Source organism: Neisseria mucosa (assembly GCF_003044445.1).
Taxonomy (GTDB): domain Bacteria; phylum Pseudomonadota; class Gammaproteobacteria; order Burkholderiales; family Neisseriaceae; genus Neisseria; species Neisseria mucosa_A.
In genome coordinates this window covers 1-20295 of the sequence record NZ_POWX01000028.1, presented here as the reverse complement: position 1 = coordinate 20295, position 20295 = coordinate 1, and the positions used below count along the sequence as shown (strand labels likewise).

The 20295-nt window shown below is 52.0% G+C and carries 16 protein-coding genes; 5 read left to right on the top strand and 11 right to left on the bottom strand.

Translation table 11 applies throughout. The features are described 5' to 3' along the window. Positions 1 to 418 precede the first annotated feature (418 nt). From thrB to rnc, 3 genes are all read right to left on the bottom strand, one after another. A complete protein-coding gene (gene thrB / locus DBY90_RS11885; RefSeq protein ID WP_045072289.1) occupies positions 419 to 1336 on the bottom strand; it encodes a homoserine kinase in 918 nt (305 codons plus the stop codon). 46 nt (positions 1337 to 1382) lie between these two features. Beyond that, on the bottom strand, positions 1383 to 2309 hold the full coding sequence (era, locus tag DBY90_RS11880) for a GTPase Era (protein ID WP_003765450.1): 927 nt from the start codon (positions 2307 to 2309) through the stop codon (positions 1383 to 1385). A 175-nt stretch (positions 2310 to 2484) separates the two neighbouring features. After that, positions 2485 to 3204 carry a ribonuclease III gene (rnc, locus tag DBY90_RS11875; protein ID WP_070679117.1) on the bottom strand — a complete coding sequence of 240 codons (720 nt, stop codon included), beginning with the start codon at positions 3202 to 3204 and terminating at the stop codon, positions 2485 to 2487. Positions 3205 to 3475: 271 nt separating this feature from the next. On the opposite strand from rnc, the gene DBY90_RS11870 reads away from it, so the two are divergent. The 3 genes from DBY90_RS11870 to nusB all read left to right on the top strand — a co-directional run bounded on the left by DBY90_RS11870 (position 3476) and on the right by nusB (position 4931). Beyond that, entirely contained in the window at positions 3476 to 3799 is a 324-nt protein-coding gene (locus DBY90_RS11870; protein ID WP_070490848.1) for a DUF2185 domain-containing protein, read from the top strand. 76 nt (positions 3800 to 3875) lie between these two features. Further along, positions 3876 to 4355, top strand: coding sequence for a 6,7-dimethyl-8-ribityllumazine synthase (ribH, locus tag DBY90_RS11865; protein ID WP_070490850.1), 480 nt, complete (start codon positions 3876 to 3878; stop codon positions 4353 to 4355). 144 nt (positions 4356 to 4499) lie between these two features. Next, a complete protein-coding gene (gene nusB, locus DBY90_RS11860; RefSeq protein WP_003744263.1) occupies positions 4500 to 4931 on the top strand; it encodes a transcription antitermination factor NusB in 432 nt (143 codons plus the stop codon). 413 nt (positions 4932 to 5344) lie between these two features. Here the strand turns inward: nusB and DBY90_RS11855 are convergent, their stop codons facing one another. Then, positions 5345 to 5809 carry a winged helix-turn-helix transcriptional regulator gene (locus tag DBY90_RS11855; RefSeq protein ID WP_016687259.1) on the bottom strand — a complete coding sequence of 155 codons (465 nt, stop codon included), beginning with the start codon at positions 5807 to 5809 and terminating at the stop codon, positions 5345 to 5347. A gap of 130 nt (positions 5810 to 5939) precedes the next feature. Here DBY90_RS11855 and DBY90_RS11850 point away from each other — a divergent pair, with 130 nt between their 5' ends. Continuing rightward, positions 5940 to 7199 carry a D-amino acid dehydrogenase gene (locus tag DBY90_RS11850; protein WP_070490852.1) on the top strand — a complete coding sequence of 420 codons (1260 nt, stop codon included), beginning with the start codon at positions 5940 to 5942 and terminating at the stop codon, positions 7197 to 7199. A 398-nt stretch (positions 7200 to 7597) separates the two neighbouring features. On the opposite strand, the gene DBY90_RS11840 is transcribed toward DBY90_RS11850, so the two are convergent. The 5 genes from DBY90_RS11840 to purF form a co-directional block, all read right to left on the bottom strand. Next, on the bottom strand, positions 7598 to 8935 hold the full coding sequence (locus DBY90_RS11840; protein ID WP_070493820.1) for a DUF3482 domain-containing protein: 1338 nt from the start codon (positions 8933 to 8935) through the stop codon (positions 7598 to 7600). Positions 8936 to 9007: 72 nt separating this feature from the next. After that, positions 9008 to 10348: a DUF2868 domain-containing protein gene (locus DBY90_RS11835; RefSeq protein ID WP_070493817.1), complete on the bottom strand. Its 1341-nt coding sequence runs from the start codon at positions 10346 to 10348 to the stop codon at positions 9008 to 9010. A 446-nt stretch (positions 10349 to 10794) separates the two neighbouring features. Next, positions 10795 to 13029 carry an NADP-dependent isocitrate dehydrogenase gene (locus DBY90_RS11830; protein ID WP_070492692.1) on the bottom strand — a complete coding sequence of 745 codons (2235 nt, stop codon included), beginning with the start codon at positions 13027 to 13029 and terminating at the stop codon, positions 10795 to 10797. A gap of 188 nt (positions 13030 to 13217) precedes the next feature. Next, complete coding sequence (locus tag DBY90_RS11825; RefSeq protein WP_070492691.1) at positions 13218 to 13868, bottom strand: hypothetical protein; 651 nt, start codon at positions 13866 to 13868, stop codon at positions 13218 to 13220. Positions 13869 to 14242: 374 nt separating this feature from the next. After that, a complete protein-coding gene (gene purF, locus DBY90_RS11820; protein ID WP_070492690.1) occupies positions 14243 to 15787 on the bottom strand; it encodes an amidophosphoribosyltransferase in 1545 nt (514 codons plus the stop codon). Between the two features lie 213 nt (positions 15788 to 16000). Here purF and DBY90_RS11815 point away from each other — a divergent pair, with 213 nt between their 5' ends. Further along, the gene (locus DBY90_RS11815; RefSeq protein ID WP_070492689.1) at positions 16001 to 17515 is read left to right on the top strand and encodes a polyamine aminopropyltransferase; all 1515 of its coding nucleotides are present in this window, start codon (positions 16001 to 16003) and stop codon (positions 17513 to 17515) included. A gap of 736 nt (positions 17516 to 18251) precedes the next feature. Here DBY90_RS11815 and cysI read toward each other — a convergent pair. Together cysI and DBY90_RS13695 are read right to left on the bottom strand one after the other, a co-directional pair. Continuing rightward, complete coding sequence (gene cysI, locus DBY90_RS11795) at positions 18252 to 20006, bottom strand: assimilatory sulfite reductase (NADPH) hemoprotein subunit (RefSeq protein ID WP_070492687.1); 1755 nt, start codon at positions 20004 to 20006, stop codon at positions 18252 to 18254. Between the two features lie 202 nt (positions 20007 to 20208). After that, positions 20209 to 20295: IS3 family transposase (locus DBY90_RS13695; RefSeq protein WP_159069391.1), on the bottom strand; the 87-nt coding region annotated here is incomplete at its 5' end.

The following is a 20295-nucleotide window of genomic DNA, read 5'->3' as shown; positions in this document are numbered from 1 at the left end:
CTTTTTAACTTCTGGTCTGCTTCAAAGAAACCGACAGGACAATGTCTAAAACATCATCTTGTCTGTCTTTCAAACAGTGTGAGGCTGTCGCACTCACACTTATCGGTAATCTGTTTTGTTAAAGAGCAAAAACGAATTATAAAGCATTTCATCTCGTTGTCAATCAAAACTTTTCTTAAAACCTCGAAAAATCAGACCAACTGTGATATACTTACCTGTTCGTTCAATCACCGCCGAAGCAGCGAAGAACCGAACTATACCCCCCTCCTCAAAAACCGTCAACCCCAAAACCGCAAAAAATTCCACAAAACCTAACAACAACCTGAAATACAAAGACTTTTATTTCAAATCAAAAACAGCAAAGGTCGTCTGAAATCCCTTTCAGACGACCTTTGAAATCAATACAACATATCCAAATTCAGTTCAGACTTAACAACAAATCCCTAAAAACATTTGGATCTTTGATAAAAGTCATTTCACCCTCTTGGGGAAAGTGAAAATCTAACAGTCTTGACACCCAAAAGCGTACGCACCCAGCTCGCTGCGCCACAGGAAAATATTCCTTCTCCGCATCAGATAGCGGACGAATGTTTTCATAACCGTCAATAAACGCTTTGCATAACTTCGCATCCAACTTGTTATCAGAAGTTCTCGACCAATCATTTACTGCGATTGCCAAGTCATACATGAAATTTCCATTACATGCATAATAGAAATCGATGAACCCAGCCACATTTTCCCCATCCAACAAAACGTTGTCTTTAAATAAATCGGCATGAATGATGCCGGATGGCAAATGACCGCCGAGATTGTTTTCCAAATCCGAAATTTCCTTACCCAGCAACTGGGCATCAGCCTCATTCAACTGTGGCAATAATTGTTCATAAGCTTGCTTCCACCATGTGTTATATCGGGGATTTTCCATTTTTTCGGGAAAATCTTGAACCGCCAAATGCATTTTGGCCAACATTGCTCCCGTGTTAAAACACTGCGCCTCGGTCGCCCATGCGGTATCCGCACCATTTAATCTGGTAACGACGCAAGCCGGTTTACCTGCCAATACCGAATCCAGCTTTCCATCTTTTCGTACAATCGGACTTGGACAAGCTACGCTTTTACTACTCAAATGCTTGTTCAAATTCAAGAAAAATGGCAATTCATCCTGACGCAACACTTCAAATACAGTTAAAACATAGCTGCCTTTAGAAGTATTCAAAAAGTAATTACTGTTGGTAATTCCCTGTGCAATGCCTTGCAGGGAAACAAACTCCCCCAGATCATAATCTGACAAAAACTCCCGTATTTGCTCATCAGAAATATTAGTATAGACAGACATAAACTCAATCCAGTGTAAACAATTAATTACAGTATTTTCAGACGACCTACAAACCCAATTCCCTGAGGAAGCGCACGTCGTCCGCCCAGCCTGATTTGACCTTGACCCAAACCTTTAAAAACACTTTGGTATCAAACAGTTTTTCCATATCGAGGCGGGCTTCGGTGGAGATTTTTTTCAGTTTTTCCCCGCCTTTGCCGATTAAGATGGCTTTTTGGCTGTCTTTATCGACCAATACGGCGATGTAAATTCGGTAGAGTCCGTTTTCCTCTTCTTCGAATTGTTCGATCTCCACATTCATGGCGTAGGGCAGCTCTTCACCGAGGTAGCGGAACAGTTTTTCGCGCACGATTTCGGTGGCGAGGAAACGGCTGGAACGGTCGGTCACCATTTCTTCCGGATACATCGGCACGCTTTGGGGCAGGTAAGGTCTGAGGCGCGCGAGCAGGTTGGCGATGCCCAATCCGTGTTTGGCGCTGACGGTTTCATGCCCTGCAAATTTGAATTCTGCGCTGATTTGGTCGATAAATTCCTGCAAACCGCTGCTGCCCGCTTTGTTTTTGTCGATTTTGTTGATGACGAGGATGACGGGCGTGTTTGTCGGCAGTTGTTTCATCACGATGCGGTCGGCATCGGTAAAGCGCATGGCTTCGACGACGAAAACGACGGCATCGACGCCGCTCAACGCTTCGGTTACGTTTTGATTGAGGCGGTCGTTCAGGGCGTTGCGGTGTTTGGTTTGGAAACCGGGGGTATCGACGAAAACGAATTGTGCGGTGTCGTCGGTGTAAATGCCGGTAACGCGGTTGCGCGTGGTTTGGGCTTTTTTACTGGTGATGCTGATTTTTTGCCCGATGAGGTGATTCATCAGCGTGGATTTGCCGACGTTGGGGCGGCCGACAATGGCGACGAAGCCGCAGCGGTAGTCGGTGGGATGGCTGGATTCGTTTTGCAGGAAGGTTTCGATGTCCATGATGGCTTTCTGTTTGACGTTTCAGACGACCTTTTTGTCTTGTCATAGGGGCTGTCGAGATTTAATTGTCCAAGTGGATTTTTGTTCGCAAAGCGGAAGATGCCGCTTTGGCGATAAAAAAACATGGAAATTATTGAATGTCGTCAGACCCTAGGTCGTCTGAAAAATAAATCGGCTATTTTTTCGCTTTTTTCAAAGGATGGTGTTGCTCGAGCCATTGCAGCGCTTCTTTGGCGGCTTGCTGCTCGGCAACTTTGCGGCTGCTGCCTTGTGCTTTGCAGATAAAACCGAGTTCGCCTAAGTCGCATGAAATTAAGAACATACTATCATTGGCATGTCCGATTTGTTCTTCGATGCGGTATTTGGGCAGAGCAAGGCGACGGGCTTGGAGGGCTTCTTGCAGGGCGGTTTTGTTGTCTTTGCCCTGCGTTTTGAAATCGGCACGTTTGACGCGTTCGGCATACAAGTGTCGCACCACTTTCTCCGCCTCGGCGAAATCCGCGTCAAAGCTGACGGCGGCAAACATCGCTTCCATAGCATCGGCAAGGATGGAGGGTCGTCTGAATCCGCCGCTTTTCAATTCGCCCGCGCCCAAATAAAGTCCGTCGCCGACATTCATTTCCAAAGCGATTTCTGCCAACACGCCTTCATTGACCAAGCTCGCGCGCAAACGCGACAACTCGCCTTCGGTCAGCTTAGGGAACGCGTCAAACAACATTTTGGCGACGGTGTAGTTCAAAATCGAATCTCCGACAAACTCGAAACGCTCGTTGTTTTTCGCATGGTAGCTGCGGTGGGTCAGCGCCTGCTGCAAAAGCGCGGTATCTTTGAAATGGTAACCCAGTTTATTCTGAATGGCGGCATGCGCCTGCTGTTTTAACACATCTGTTTTCATGAGGACGTTTGTCTTTCTTCTTGCTTCGGAATATCGGCGGGAGACGGCAAAAATTCAGCCTCCCAAACCAACCCGAATGCGTTTCGGCACTTCATGCAAATACGGAAACACTTTAAGGCTGCAATAGTCGTCTGAAACACAGTTCAGCCCGTTTCAGACGACCAGCATTGTACCATCAAACCATAAGCGGCAAATATAAAGATACACGGTGCAGAGCCAGCCCTAATCATGATAAAATCCGCACAATTTTTACGGCACGCAACACACCACAATGAACAAATTTGCCCAAGCCCTCTCCGCCGCCCTCGACCGCTGCATCGTGACCAACACGGTAGCCAAACAAGGCGAACCCGTCGGCTTCCTCTACCGCGAAGCCCCTGTTTTTGAAAACGACAGCGGCTGGCGTTTCTTCAGCGGCGACGAGACCGACGAATACACCGACGATCCCGACAATTTCAGCGTCGTCAGCCTTTCCGAAATCACCCAGTCCAACCTCGCCGTCGCCGCGCTCATAACCCAACCCGAAGGCAGCGCATGGGAAATAGGCGAAGACGGCGAGTTTCAAGCCGTTGCCGACTGGCAGCCACAAGAATAAATCTCCCAATATCGTTTTCAGAAAAGCCAAACGTCGTCTGAAAACCTGTTTACCGCTCAAAATACAAGGAAACACCATGAACATCATCGCCCCGAACCTCGACGGCGCACACCTGCGCATCGGCATCGTACAAGCCCGCTTTACCAACGAAATCGGCAGCGAAATGCTCAAAGTCTGCTGCCGCACCCTGCAAGAATTGGGCGTAGCCGACAACAACATCACCATCGCCACCGTACCCGGCGCACTCGAAGTACCGCTCGTTCTGCAAAACATGGCAGCCTCCGAGCAATACGATGCACTGATTGCCATCGGCGTCATCATCCGCGGTGAAACCTACCATTTCGAACTCGTTTCCAACGAATCCGGTTCAGGCGTAACCCGTGTTGGACTCGACTACAACATCCCCATCGCCAACGCCATCCTGACCACCGAAAACGACGAACAAGCCGTCGCACGCATTGAAGAAAAAGCCGCCGACGCCGCCAAAGTCGCCGTCGAGTGCGCCAACCTCGTCAACCGCCTGATCGAAGAGCAGTTTGACGACGAAGAAGAATAAGCCCGAACGCGAAACCCGCCGCTTTGCCGCATTCCGGTTTCGCCCCGTCCGCCGGACAAACCGTTTTCAGACGACCCGTCATCCGACAGAGGTCGTCTGAAACATTCATTACCGCACCACCGTGCCGCCAACGAAGGAATCCCCATGAAAACCCCACGCCGCCGCGCCCGCGAGTTAGCCGTACAAGCCCTCTACCAAGCCGGCATCAACAACACCGCCGCCCCCGAAATCGCTAAAAACATCCAAGACCAGCCCGACTTCGCCAAAGCGGATGAAGAGCTGTTCAACAAACTCTTCTTCGGCACGCACACCCACGCCGCCGAATACATCCAACAAATCCGCCCCCTGCTCGACCGCGACGAAAAAGACCTCAGCCCCATCGAACGCGCCGTCCTGCTGATGGCATGCCACGAATTGAGCGCGATGCCCGAAACCCCCTACCCCGTCATCATCAACGAAGCCATCGAAGTGACCAAAACCTTCGGCGGCACCGACGGACACAAATTCGTCAACGGCATCCTCGACAAACTCGCCGCCCAACTGCGCCCGAACGACCCGAAACGTGGCAACGTATAATTTAATTGAGTAAGCATAAAAAGGTCGTCTGAAAGTTTCAGACGACCTTTTTGGCTTAAATTTAAATTAAAAAGCTTGTTCTTGTCGTTGTATTACTCATTCTATATTCTTTTATCATGGAATATAACTACAAAATACAAAAATACAACAATCGAAGAGAAACTTTACAAGAAAAAACTTGCATTACTTTCGCTTAAAGCGCATAATTCATCCCGTTAGCTGGTTCGAGTAGTCAGTTAATAGTTTCTCCTCTATTTCTCCTTTGTAGACTTGGCACACATCCTATTGATGTGTGCATTTTTTTTGCTTTTTTCTTTCAATCTAAGATATAAGCAAAGAAGTTACAAACTTTCATATTTCCCTATCTGCTATCTGGCAGTGTAATTATTCTAATCTTGGCTTTTGTTCTACACTCAATCCAAATCCAACACGGTTTCTTCTTTTACCTCCTCCATCACTACATAGCTTCGGCTTTCCGCCGCAGCAGGCAGGTGCAGCAAAATATTGCCCAACATATCCCGATAGGCCGACATATCGGGCAGACGGACTTTAATCAGATAATCGTATTCGCCCGATACCAAGTGGCATTCCAAAATTTGCGGAATCCTCATAACTTCCCGACGAAAATCTTCAAAAATATTGCCTGACTTCGAACGCAGCTTCAATTCGACAAAAATCAACAATCCTTTGCCCAATAAATTCGGATTGAGGCGGGCGTGATAGCCTGTAATGAAATTATCGCGCTCCAGGCGTTTGACGCGCTCGGTAACAGGCGTAGTCGAAAGACCCACTTTCTCCGCCAGTTCCGTCATCGGTATCCGGGCGTTTTGTTGCAGAATTTTTAAAATTTTCAGATCGGTTTTATCCAGTTCTTTCATACTGCTTTTCCTTTTGAATGTCATTAAATAGGGATAATACATACGAAATTATTAAAAATAAAGTGAATATCCCTAATAAAAATATCCTAAACTAGCCATTCATAATCAAAAATAATTTTAAGGAGAAAATATGAAGCTGATTGTTTTGGGCGCAGGTATCGCCGGAGTTTCAACCGCATGGTATTTGACTTCCGAAGGGCATGACGTAACCGTCATCGACCGCGCTGAGGATGTGGCAATGGAAACCAGCTTTGCCAATGCCGGACAGCTCTCTTACGGCTACACCACGCCTTGGGCGGCTCCGGGTATTCCGCTCAAGGCCTTGAAGTGGATGTTCAAGCAACACTCGCCCTTAATTTTTAAACCCGACGGAAGCCTGTTTCAAATCCGCTGGCTCAAAAAAATGCTGGACAACTGTACGGCGGAGCGTTATCAAATCAATAAAGAGAGGATGGTTCGGATTTCGGAATACAGCCGTGAAATGTTCCGTCTCTTTAAAGAACAGGAAAACATTGATTTTGAAGGTAGGAACAAGGGAACTTTGCAAATCTTCCGCACGCAAAAAGAAGTTGCCGCGGCTGAAAAAGACATTGCCGTTTTAGAACGTTACGGCGTTCCCCTACGTCGTCTGAAATCTGAAGAATGTTTGGAATTCGAACCCGCGCTACACCATGCTTTACCTAAAATCGCAGGCGGATTGCACCTTCCTGCCGATGCCACCGGCGATTGCCGTCTGTTTACCCGAAAACTGCGCGATTTGTGCATACAGAAAGGCGTGCGTTTTGAATTCGGACATCACATACGTCGCATCATACACGACCGACGCCACATTACTGCCGTTGAAACCGACCAAGGACAGTTTGAGGCAGACGCATTCGTATGCGCCTTAGGCTGTTTCAGCAGAACGGTTTTTGAGGATTTGGGCTGGGATTTGCCGATTTATCCGGTAAAAGGCTATTCATTGACCCTCCCTGTCGTTCATGATGAAAAAGCACCGGTTTCCACCGTTCTTGATGAAACATACAAAGTTGCCATCACTCGCTTCGACAAACGCATCCGCGTCGGCGGTATGGCGGAGTTGTCAGGTTACGGATTGCATTTATCCGAAAAACGCCGGGCTACTTTGGCATTGGTCGTCAACGACCTTTTCCCGGGCGGCGGAGATTTGCAGCAGGCGGAATTTTGGAGCGGGTTACGGCCGATGACGCCCGACAGCACGCCGCTTATCGGCAAAACACCATTGGAAAACCTGTTTCTGAACACAGGACACGGGACTTTGGGTTGGACTATGTCGCTCGGCTCTGCCAAACTGACCGCCGATATAGTCTGCGGTCAGGAAACCGAAATCCGCAGCGATGATTTGGGTTTATCTCGTTACACGAAAGTTTGACGGCGCAATGCACTGTCTTTGTAAAAAGGTCGTCTGAAAACGGATATAGCAAGTTTCCTCAAACCTATATTCCGAATTTTCAGGCGACCTTTTTCAATTCGGTATTGTGTTGTTGCGGGTATAGTGGATTAAATTTAAATCAGGACAAGGCAATGAAGCCGCAGACAGTACAGATAGTACGGAACCGATTCACTTGGTGCTTCAGCACCTTAGAGAATCGTTCTCTTTGAGCTAAGGCGAGGCAACGCCGTACTGGTTTAAATTTAATCCACTATAAAATCCACGCTGCGGCGTTTTGGATTTTCAACCCGCTACACTTAGTAGAGTAGGTGAGGTTGCCGATATGGCAAAGGTCGTCTGAAAGCCTGGAGTTAAGGTTTCAGACGACCTTTGATTTTTTATCCGCCCAATTTCCTACTCAAACTTTCCGTATATTCCTCGCGTTCGGCGCGGCTGGTTTCGGGGAGGCGGGTGTTGAGGGACGACCATTTCCACCTGCTGCGCGCTTTGTTGAGTTCGGACGGGAGTTTGTCCGCCTGCCACGGCGCTTTGCGGCTGTGCAACTCGACTTGCGATTGCGCCGCGTGGCCGCGCGTTTGCAGGATGTGGAGCAAATCGAGGGCGCGGGCGGCGAGCAGGGTCAGGGTTTCGGGGTCGGTGTGCAGGGTTTGGCGGCCGTTGAGCTTGTCGGAAATGGTGCGGGTATTGGGCAGGATGCCGCCCAAAAAGCCGCCGATTGCCGTCCCCAATCCGAGCGAACCGCCGAGCGTGGCGATGTCCAGCCCCAAGCCGATGAGCGCGCCGGTTGCCGCGCCCGTGCCGGTACGGATGCCGTATTCTTTGAGCAATTCGCTATCGAACGGGTCTTGACGGAAGGCTTTAGGCACCCAGTCGCCACTGTCGATTTCGCTGTGGTAGAAGCGGTAGAGGCCAAACAGCCGCTGCTGCATCTGCCGTTCGAGCTGGCGTATTTCTGCCTGCATGGTTTGCAGGACGGGGGCGGGGTCGTCGTTTTCGTCGATTTCCTGCGTAAAGGCGGCAACGTCGAGCAGGAAACCTGCGATTTCGTGGCGCGCTTCTTTATCCAAACGCGTCCATTCGCGGCGGCGGGAGGCGGTCAGGCGGTCAATGATGTCATGTTGCGGCAACATGGTGGCGAGCTTGTTCCAAAGGTTCAATTCGCCTTCAAAATCGAAGGCGACGGTGTCGAACCCTGCGAAAACGTGCAAGTTTCTCCGCGCCAGCATGGTCGTCCACGCTTCGGGAAGCTGCCCGCCGGTAAAGTTGAACACGGGCATGACCGGTTTGGCGCACCATGAAAGGATGGTCAATTCATCACGATATTTGTCGAGGACGGGTTCGCGCGCGTCGATGACGTACAACGCCATGTCGCTTTGCAGAAGCTGCCGCAGCACTTTGGCTTCTTGGTTGAAATCATGATGCGCGCCGTCGCTGTCGAGAAACTGTTGCAGCCGCTCGATACCGTCGGCGCGCGCATCCGTATGGGTTTCAAGCCAGTCCAAAACGCCGCCCGCGTCTTCGAGTCCGGGCGTGTCGTACAGATACAGCAGCGTGTCGGCGCCATCGGTAATCGCGGCTTCTTCGACATGGCGCGTGGTGGACGGCGCGTTTTTGACTTCGCCGAACCCGCTGTCGCGCAACAGGGTGCGCAGGAGCGAGGTTTTGCCGGTATTGGTATGCCCGACGACGGCAAGGGAAAGGGGTTGTTTATTCATGATGTTTTTGAAGAATGGATTTTCAGACGACCTTTTTCAGGATGGCGGCTCTATGGGGCGTTTCAAGTGCGGTCATTGGTTTTTCAGACGACCTTCCTGCGCCGCCTTGTCAGGTTCCAGCCATGCCACGTCGCACTCTGCCAGCGCGTTGCGCCAGTGGTTCAATGTTTCGGACAGGTCGTCTGAAAGCGCCCGCTCCGTCAAAAGCTGCACCACCGCGCCGCCCTGCGCCGCTTCGGAGAGTCGGACAATCTGCCGCAATACGCCGCGGTCGGGGACGGTTTCCGCGCGCACGCCGATGAGGAGCTGGGCGGGTTTCTGTTTCAACTCGGCTTCCAAAGCGGCAACCTCTTCCCGATTCGCCGCTACGCCTTTATCCAGCCACTCCTGCGCCAGCCTGCCCGTAAACCATGTGCCTTCGTGCCATTCGGTTTCCAGCATGACCGCCCATTTGGGCGCGTCGTTTAAGGTGATTTTCGGGGAAACGACGGACACGGCTTCCCGACGCGTATCCGCATCGACGATTTTATTCTGCCAACGGCGGATGACCGCCTGATAATAAGGCTTCTCCAAGTCCAGCTTGCTTTGGCTTGTTTTTAAAAAGATTTTGCATACCGCCCAAGCCAGCAGGCGCGGCAGGATGCCGTAGCAGGCTATGCTGCCGACCAACAAGCCCGACCACGCGCGCGCATCGGCGATGTTGCCGTTCAGACGACCTTCGACTACCGCCCGCGCATCGGGGGCAGGGAAACCGAGTTTCGACGGCAGCCATGCCAGCATTTCCACCGCGCGTACCGAAGCGGCATTGCTCAACAGCGTGCTTTCCCAGTTGAACGTATATTGGCGCACCAAAAGCAGCAGCAATACCGACACCAGCATCCCGCCCAATGTACAAAGCCATAGACTGTGTGAAGTCGCGCCGGCGATCCAACGCGCCGAAGGCTGCCGCCATTCGTCCGCATACAGCCGAAACACCGCCTGATTGACGGGATCTTTACCCCGAAACCACGTCGCCGGACTGCTGAAAAACCGCCCTACTTTTACGCGCAGGAACAGCGATGCCAGCCATACCGCCAACATCAGCGTATTCATACCCAACACGCCCGCCAAAATCAGGAAGAAATTCAGCCCTTGGCTGTCCATCAGAAGGTAAGTGCCTGAAAAGCCCGTGCTGAACATCGCCGCAGCCGCCACAATCCACAGCCAAAACGACCCGGTCCGTACTTGTTCCAAGGTATGCCGAAGCTGGCGGTCTCTGTCTATCATCTCCGCGCGGCGGATGATTTTGCCTTCCACGCCGCCCTCGACATGACGCAACGCCTCCGTTGCCTGCACGGGATCGCCGGCAAAAATATAGCCGCCCTCTTCCAAAATACGGACAAGTTCGGCGAGTTTTCGGGATGGGTTCAACATAAAAAGGTCGTCTGAAAGGGATAGTGAAAACGCAAAGATTTTATCACAGCCCTTTTCATCCGTAGGCAGGATTCTTGAGTCCGGCGTTTTTATAGTATAGTGGATTAAATTTAAATCAGGACAAGGCAACGAAGCCGCAGACAGTACAAATAGTACGGCAAGGCGAGGCAACGCCGTACTGGTTTAAATTTAATCCACTATAAATGGCAAGGTTCACTTCTTTTTAACCCCTTGACTGCCACCAGCCATCATTTACGCGCAAGCGGGAATTTATTGGAAATCCTAAGAAAGAGATATTGGCAAATCGTCGGTAAAATTCAAAACCAGCTTTCAGACTGCGTGGCAATGATGAAAAATAAAAACTAAGTACCCAAAAGGTCGTCTGAAAACCTTTGCATACAGGTTTTCAGACGACCTTTCATGTTTACAGTTTTACCGTAATACTTTTACAGCTTTGCCAATGCCTGATTGAACGTTTCGCTCGGGCGCATGGCCTGGGCGGCTTTTGCAGCGTCGGGGGCGTCGGGGGCGTAGTAGCCGCCGATGTCGGCTGCTTTGCCTTGTACGGCAGAAAGTTCGGCAACGATTTTCGCCTCGTCGGCGGTCAGGGTTTCTGCCAACGGCGCAAACGCTGCTTTCAGTTCTGCGTCTTTATCCTGCGCCGCCAGCTCTTGCGCCCAGTAGAGGGTGAGGTAGAAATGGCTGCCGCGGTTGTCGAGTTCGCCTGCTTTGCGTTTGGGCGATTTGTCGTTCAACAGCAGTTTTTCGGTGGCGGCATCCAGCGTATCGGCGAGGACTTGGGCTTTGGTGTTGCCGGTTTTTTGCGCCAGATGTTCAAACGATACGGCGAGTGCGAGGAATTCGCCCAGCGAGTCCCAGCGCAGGTGGTTTTCTTCGAGGAACTGTTGGACGTGTTTCGGTGCGGAGCCGCCTGCGCCGGTTTCAAACATACCGCCGCCGTTCATCAATGGAACGATGGACAGCATTTTCGCGCTGGTGCCGAGTTCCAAAATCGGGAACAGGTCGGTCAGATAATCGCGCAGGACGTTACCGGTTACGGAAATGGTGTCTTCGCCGTTTTTCAGACGACCCAAGCTGAACTTGGCAGCTTCTTCGGGAGCGAGAACGCGGATGTCGAGACCGTCGGTATCCAGTTCGGCAAGGTAGGCTTTGACTTTGGCGAGCAGGCTTTTATCGTGCGGACGGTTTTCATCGAGCCAGAACACGGCGGGCGTATTGCTCAGGCGGGCGCGGTTGACGGCGAGTTGTACCCAGTCTTTGACAGGCGCGTCTTTGGTTTGGCACATACGCCAGATGTCGCCTGCTTCAACGTCGTGCTGCATCAGGACTTTGCCCGCCGCATCGATGACTTGAACTTGACCGTCGGCTTCGATTTCGAAGGTTTTATTGTGCGAGCCGTATTCTTCGGCTGCTTGCGCCATCAGACCGACGTTGGGCACGGTACCCATGGTTGTCGGATCGAACGCGCCGTGTTCGCGGCAGAAGTCGATGGTTGCCTGATAAACGCCTGCGTAGCTGCTGTCGGGAATCACGGCTTTGGTGTCTTGCGCTTTGCCGTCTTTGTCCCACATGCGGCCGGAGTTGCGGATCATCGCAGGCATGGAAGCATCGACGATGACATCGCTGGGGACGTGCAGGTTGGTAATGCCTTTGTCGGAATCGACCATCGCCAAATCTGGGTTGGCAGCGTAAACGGCAGCGATTTCGGCTTCGACGGCAGCGCGGGTGTCCGCATCCAGTTTGTCCAGATTGGCAAGCAGGTTGCCGAAGCCGTTGTTGACGTTGACGCCTGCGGCAGCCAGTTTGTCGCCAAATTTTTCAAAGATGGGTGCGAAGAATACTTTGACGGCGTGTCCGAAGATAATCGGATCGGACACTTTCATCATGGTGGCTTTCATGTGCAGCGAGAACAATACGCCTTTTGCTTTTGCGTCTTGCACTTGTTCGGCAAGGAAGGCGAGCAGGGCTTTTTTGCTCATCACGGTCGCGTCGATGATTTCGCCGGCTTTCAGGGCAACGGGCTCGCGCAGCTCTTTTTTGTTGCCTTGTTTGTCGGTGAACACGATGGATACGGAAGTCGCATTGGGTACGGTAACGGATTGTTCGTTATGGAAAAAGTCGCCGCTTTGCATGGTGGCAACGTGGGTTTTGGAGTCTTTGGTCCATGCGCCCATGCTGTGCGGATTTTTTTTGGCAAAGTTTTTCACCGCTTTCGGCGCGCGGCGGTCGGAGTTGCCTTCGCGTAAAACGGGATTGACCGCGCTGCCTTTGATGCGGTCGTAACGTTCGCGCACGGCTTTTTCTTCATCGGTTTGCGGGTCGGCGGGGTAATCGGGGACGGCAAAGCCTTTTGCCTGCAATTCTTTAATTGCGGCGGTCAGTTGCGGTACGGACGCGCTGATGTTCGGCAGTTTGATCACGTTGGCATCGGGCTGTTTCACCAGTTCGCCCAACTCGGCAAGCGCGTCGGGTACGCGCTGCGCTTCGGTCAGATGTTCGGGGAATGCCGCCAGAATGCGACCGGACAGGGAAATATCGCTGGTTTTGACTTCGATACCGGCATGGCGGGTAAACGCCTGCACAATCGGCAGCAGGGATTGGGTCGCCAGCGCGGGGGCTTCGTCAGTATGGGTGTAGATAATGGTGGCTTTGCTAGTCATGGGATATTCTCTTGTAGGTTAGGTTTTTCTTTTCGAATGCGGCACAAAAGCGCACTGCGTGGCTATTATGGCATATTTCGGCAGGCTTGGGATATGGTTTTAATATGTTATCAAGCGGCTTACAAAAAGGTCGTCTGAAACGGCTGCGATAGCGTTTTCAGACGACCTTTGGTGAACTTTAACTCAGATTATTGGGCATATTTTTTACCCAAAGCTTCAGCAGCTTTTTGTACTTCCTGATTGGCTTGGCGTAAAACCGTTTCCATATTGTGGGTTTTGTCTTGGTATGCCTTCATGAATTGGACAGCCTCTTTGTCTTTCATGTCAATCTTTAGTGCAGAAGCATTTTCGCTGGACAGGATGATCATTTCGTTGGCTGTTTTGCTTGTTTGCAGCATACGATCGAGAACAGCTTTAACTTCGGCATCTTGAATATTGAGTTTCTCCGCATCTTGAAGGTATTTGTCAAGAGCGGGTGTCAACTCTTTGACAGCTGCAAGTGCGGCTGCTTCATCGCCTTTTAATGCAGTTTGTTGCAGCTTGGAAGCCATTTGCGCGATTTTTTGTGCTTCCGCTCCTGAGATATATTCCATGAATTTCTTCAGGTCTTCCAAACCGGTTGGGGATTTTTTGTCGGAAATGGTGATCGGCTCTGCCAATTTGGGATCGGGAACGGGGAATTTATTGATGATTTCAGCGTATTTGCCAGAGAGGGTAACTTCTCCTTCTGCTGTTTGTACGGTAGTGGGTTTACTGTCAGCCGATTTGCCGGAGTCGCCACAGGCTGCCAATGCCGCAGCGGTGAATAATGCTAAGCCGAATTTTGTTAAGGTGTTCATAAGAGTCCTTTGAAGAAATAGGCAGATAATCGATGCTTATTGAAATGATAGACGCTTTATTCTAGCACGGACTCGATTGATATACTTAAGACTATTTGAACGGAATGGTAGGTTTTTAAAGCGGGTCAACTTCAAATCACAACAAAGTATAGTGGATTAACTTTAAACCAGTACGGCGTTGCCTCGCCTTGCCGTACTATCTGTACTGTCTGCGGCTTCGTCGCCTTGTCCTGATTTAAAGTTAATCCACTATAATACCCTGTGCTGGTCTAATAAACTTAACCCACTATATAAAAAAGGTCGTCTGAAAACCGCTATCCTTTCAAGGGGAATGGTTTTCAGACGACCTTTTGTCTTAATCGTTCAAACCGGTTTTATTCTTCGTCACCCGTATCGCTGATGCTGATGCTGTGTTCCATCCTGCTCGGATGGACTTTCAAGCCGCCGCAACCGGATTTCTCGGCGGACAGGCGGTCGAGGTAGGCTTGGTCGATGTCGCCGGTTTGATAGATGCCGTTGAAACAGGACGAATCGAAGGATTCGATTTTCGGATTGAGTGCTTTGACGACGGTTTCCAAATCGCTCAAATTTTGGAAAACGATGCCGTCCGCACCAATTTCGGCGGCAATTTCCGCCGCGCTGCGTCCGTTGGCAATCAATTCTTCGCGCGTGGGCATATCGATGCCGTACACATTGGGATAGCGTACTTCGGGCGCGGCGGAGGCGATATAAACTTTGCGTGCGCCCGCTTCGCGTACCATTTCGACGATTTCGCGGCTGGTCGTCCCGCGCACGATGGAGTCGTCCACCAGCAACACGCTTTTGCCTTCGAACTCGGTTTCCATCGGGCTGAGTTTTTGGCGTACGGATTTTTTGCGCGTCGCCTGACCGGGCATGATAAAGGTGCGTCCGATATAGCGGTTTTTAATCAAACCCTCGCGGTAATGCTTTTTGAGGTGGACGGCAAGTTCCATCGCGCTGGGGCGGCTGGTATCGGGAATGGGCATCACGACATCGATGTCGTCCACGGGCAGCTCGCGTTTGATTTTTTCCGCCAGCGACACGCCCATGTCCATGCGCGACTGGTAAACGGACACGCCGTCGATCACGGAATCGGGACGGGCAAAATAGACGTATTCAAACAGGCAGGGGCTGAGTTTGGCGCGGTCGGTGCAACAACGGGCAATCATTGTGCCGTCAAAGCCGACGAATACCGCTTCGCCCGGCTGGATATCGCGTTCCAAATCGTAGGCAAGCGCATTGAAGGCAACGGATTCGGAGGCGACGGCATAGGATTTTCTGCCTGATTCGTCGGTTTGCGAACCCAACACCAGCGGACGGATGCCGTAAGGATCGCGGAAAGCGAGCATGCCGTAGCCCGCAATCATGGCAACCACGCCGTATGCGCCGCGCACCAGGCGGTGGACTTCGGCAACGGCGTTGAAAATATTGTCGATATTGAGCCGGTGGGGATTGGCGTTTTTAGAGACTTCGCGGCGCAATTCGTGCGCGAATACGTTGAGCAAGACTTCGGAATCGGAGCTGGTGTTGACGTGGCGCAGGTGTTTGTTGCACACGTTTTCATACAGTTCGGCGGTATTGGTGAGGTTGCCGTTGTGTGCCAACACGATGCCGAAAGGCGAGCTGACGTAGAAAGGCTGGGCTTCCGCGCTGCTGCCCGCGTTGCCCGCCGTAGGATAACGGACGTGGGCGATGCCCGCGTTGCCGACCAAATCGCGCATATTGCGTGTGCGGAACACTTCGCGCACCATGCCTTTGCCTTTGTGCATATGGAACGTGCCGCCCTCGGCCGTTACAATGCCCGCCGCATCCTGCCCCCTGTGCTGCAACATCTGCAAACCGTCGTACAGAAGCTGGTTTACCGGCTCATGGCTGACCAAACCTAATACACCGCACATATCGTCTTCTCCGAATTCGAGGTTAACTTGGAAACTAGAATTATAGAATAAATCGGACAAAGTTGCCCAAATTGTTGACAATATTTTCATGTCAACCCCAAAAATACGGAAACGTCGTCTGAACAAACGGCTGGAGTTTTTCAGACGACCTTTGCGGCAGACCATCCCTATTTCAATATACAATAGCAGCTCAAACCCTATTCCTACCACACCATGACCGCCAACCGCACCCTCATCATCTCCGTCTTCATCGTCGCCAGTTGCGGCCTCGCCTACGAACTCATCATCGCCGCGTTGGCGAGCTATCTTTTGGGCGACAGCATTTTGCAGTTTTCTTCCGTCATCGGACTTTATCTTTTCTCGATGGGCATAGGCGCGCACCTGACCCGCTACATCAAAGACGAAGACGTGTTGCACCGCTTTATCGAAATCGAACTTCTGGTCGGCATCATCGGCGGCATTTCCGCGCTGGCATTGTTCGTCGCCTTCGGACTTTCCGCCGCCCCGTTCCGCACCCTGCTCTACGCCTTCGTACTGATTGTCGGCGCGGTCGTCGGCATGGAAATCCCGTTGGTCATGCGCGTGTTAAACCGCAAAGGCGCGGAGTTTAAAGAACTCGTTGCCAAAGTCCTAACCTTCGACTATTTGGGCGCACTCGCCGTTTCCCTGCTCTTCCCGCTCCTGCTCGCCCCAAAACTCGGTATGGCGCGTTCCGCCCTCTTGTTCGGCATCCTCAATGCCGCCGTCGCCTACCTGACCGCACGCGTCTTCAAAGCCGAACTGCCCCGCTATCGCGCCATCCGCCTGCGCGCGCTGATTGTCTTGTCCGTCCTCGCCGCCGCCTTCGCCTACGCCGACTGCATTTCCTTCAAAGCCGAACAAAGCTACTTCGGCGACCCCGTCGTCTATCAAAGCCACTCGCCCTACCAGCGGCTCGTCGTGACCCGCTGGAAAGACGACACCCGCCTCTACATCAACGGCAACCTGCAATTCTCCTCCCGCGACGAAGCCCGTTACCACGAAGCCCTTGTCCTGCCCGCCATGCAGATGGTTCAAAACGCCGCCCGCATCCTCATCCTCGGCGGTGGCGACGGGCTGGCGGCGCGCGAAGTCTTGAAATACCCGCAGATCAAACACGTTACCCTAGTCGATTTAGACCCCGACATGACCGCCACCTTTAAAACCTCCGCCACCTTAAGCGCGCTCAACCAAGGCTCGCTGTCCCACCCCAAAATGCACGTCGTCAACGACGATGCCGCCAAATGGCTGGAGAGGTCGTCTGAAAAATTCGACGTCATCATCATCGACCTGCCCGACCCGTCCAATTTCTCGCTGGGCAAACTCTACTCCGTCCCCATGTACCGCCTCGTCGCCCGCCATCTTCAGCCGCAGGGCAAAATCGTCGTCCAATCCACCTCGCCCTACTTCGCCCCCAATGCCTACTGGTCGGTCGTTACCACCCTCGAAGCCGCCGGCCTTTCCACTGCGCCTTACCACGTTTACGTCCCCTCCTTCGGCGAATGGGGATTTGTGTTGGCAGGCTTTGATAAACAATTCCCCGTCCCGCAGAAATTCGACGTCCCCACACGTTATCTAAACGCCCAAACCGCCGCCGAAATGTTCCGCTTCCCACCCGACATGGCAAGACGCAAGGTCGAGCCGAACTATCTGAACAACCAAATCCTTGTCAGCTATTTCGAAAGCGACTGGCACAACGTCATCCGTTGAGCTTTTTCCCAAAACAAAGGTCGTCTGAGCATTTTCAGACGACCTTTTGACTACCGGCTTTCAACTCTTTCTCTTATTTATTCGAGTTTGCCAACCCAAAGTCGGGCTATTGCTAAATTATAGTAGATTAAATTTAAACCAGTACGGCGTTGCCTCGCCTTAGCTCAAAGAGAACGATTCTCTAAGGTGCTGAAGCACCAAGTGAATCGGTTTCGTACTATTTTGTACTGTCTGCGGCTTCGTCGCCTTGTCCTGATTTTTGTTAATCCACTATACTTTCTTTCCGATACGCAATTTACCGGTTGTCGTCATTCCTATGCAGGCGGCAATCCATTTTTGAAATTCAGAAACTGTTTTTCAAACCAAGGTTTCTCAAGTTTTACGATAGACTCCCGCCGTAGCCTGTCCTCGCGTAGGCGGGGGCTGGAATGACGGAATTTAATGATATGCCGGAATTAAAGTTAAGTATGTTTGCTAGATTCGGACGACGTTTCGAATAGGATGTCGCATCATGAGCTTTGCCAACGAAAACTTTCCTTCCCGCCGTTCGTCCGACTGCTGCAATCTGGAGACACAGCCTGCACCACGACAACTTTTCAAACGTTCCATCAAACCCACCCCTAAAGTGAACGATTGCGCCCCACATTCGCCCGCGAAAACCGTTACCCCAAAATCCAAAAGGTCGTCTGAATCTTTCAGACGACCTTTCTTCCTATACATCATTCCTTACCTGCACTCAAGCCCAGAAATCGCGCGGCGCGTCCAAGACGGGTTTGACGATGCCGGTGCGGACGGCGAAGTCACCGAAGCCTTCGTCGTCGAGGCGGTTTTGCGCCCAGTTTTTGACCCAGCCGTCGACGATTTCGAGGATTTCGGGTTCGGTGATGTTTTCTTTAAAGAGGCGTGGGATGCGGGTGCCTTCTCGGTTGCCGCCTGCGTAGAGGTTGTAGCGACCGACGGCTTTGCCGACCAAACCGATTTCGGCGAGCATGGCGCGGCCGCAGCCGTTGGGGCAGCCGGTGACGCGTAGGACGATGTATTCGTCTTCCAAGCCGTATTTGGCGAACATTTCGTCAATTTTGTCGGAGAACGACGGCAGGAAGCGTTCGGCTTCCGCCATCGCCAGCGGACAGGTCGGCAGGGCGACGCACGCCATCGAGTTTTCGCGCTGGATGGTGATGGATTTGCTGATTAAGCCGTGTTCTTTGGCGATTTTGTCTATGGTGTCTTTCAGCTCTGGCGGAACGTTGGCGACGACGAGGTTTTGGTTGGCGGTCAGGCGGAAGTCACCAGGATGGATTTTGGCAATTTCGCGCACGCCGGTTTTCAATGGTCTGCCGGGGTAGTCGAGCAGACGGCCGTTTTCGATGAACAGGGTCAGGTGCCAGTTGCCTTCGAGGCCTTTAACCCAGCCGATGTGGTCGCCGCGATGGGAGAAGGCGTAGGGGCGGATGGGTTGGAACTTGATGCCCATGCGCTTTTCGACTTCTTCTTTGAATACTTCGACACCGACGCGCTGGAGGGTGTAGCGCGTGCGCGCGGCTTTGCGGTCGCTGCGGTTGCCCCAGTCGCGCTGGGTGCTGACGACGGCTTCGGCGGCGTTGAGGGTGTATTCGAGGGGGACGAAACCGAATTCGTAGGAGGTGTTGGGGTAAGTTTTGGTGTTGCCGTGTTCGCTGGAAAGCCCGCCGCCGACAAGGACGTTGAAGCCGACAAGTTTGCCGTTTTCTTCGATGGCGACGAAGCCTAAATCGTTGGAATGGATGTCCACATCATTATCAGGCGGGATGACGACGGCGGTTTTGAATTTGCGCGGCAGATAGGTTTTGCCCAAAATCGGCTCAACATCGTCGGCGATTTCTTTGTTGCGTGGCTCGGTCGGTTCGGTGGTGAACACTTTTTCGCCGTCCAGCCAGACATCCGCATATGCCATGGTGCGCGGCAGAAGGTGCATACTGATGCGTTTCGCCCATTCGTAGGCTTCTTGGTGCAGCGGGCTTTGAACGGGATTGCTGGTGCAGAGGACGTTGCGGTTGACGTCGCTGGCGGTGGCGATGGAATCGAGGCCGAGTTTGTGCAGGGACTGGTGCGCCAGTTTCAAATCGGTTTTTAAAATGCCGTGGTATTGGAAGGTTTGGCGGTTGGTCAGGCGGATGGAACCGTAAATGGTGTGGTCGCCGGCAAATTCGTCTATGCCCAGCCACTGCGCCGGTGTGATGATGCCACCGGGCAAACGGCAGCGCAACATCATGTTTTTTAAGGGTTCGAGTTTTTGGTCGGTACGCTCGGCGCGGATGTCGCGGTTGTCCTGCTCGTACATGCCGTGGAAACGGATGAGCTGGAAATTGTCGGCGGTAAAGCCGCCGGTAAAGTCGTCGGTCAAATCGTCTTTGATGGTACCGTGCAGATAGTCGCTGCGGTCTTTCAGGGCTTCGTTGCCGGAAAGCGGGGTATCGGGCAGCTTGGCGCGCGGGTCGGCGGTGGTCGTCATAGGGTGCTCCTTATTCTCAGTTTGGAGCTACTTTAATCAGGTCGTCTGAAAATGGGAAAGAATGGTTTGTTCGATTTAAAGATGATTTCGTTATATCCAAAAGATTGCCTGTAATGTAGGGGCACACTGCACCAAATAGAAAAAAGGTCGTCTGAAGACATTTGAACTGGCCCCCAAATCTTGGACACTCATAAAAGCCTATTCAGGCGCTCTGTGCAAGCTGGGTTCTGTATGCGACAGGACTCAGCTTTTTCAATTTCAAACTGCAACGCTCGCGGTTGTAGTAATC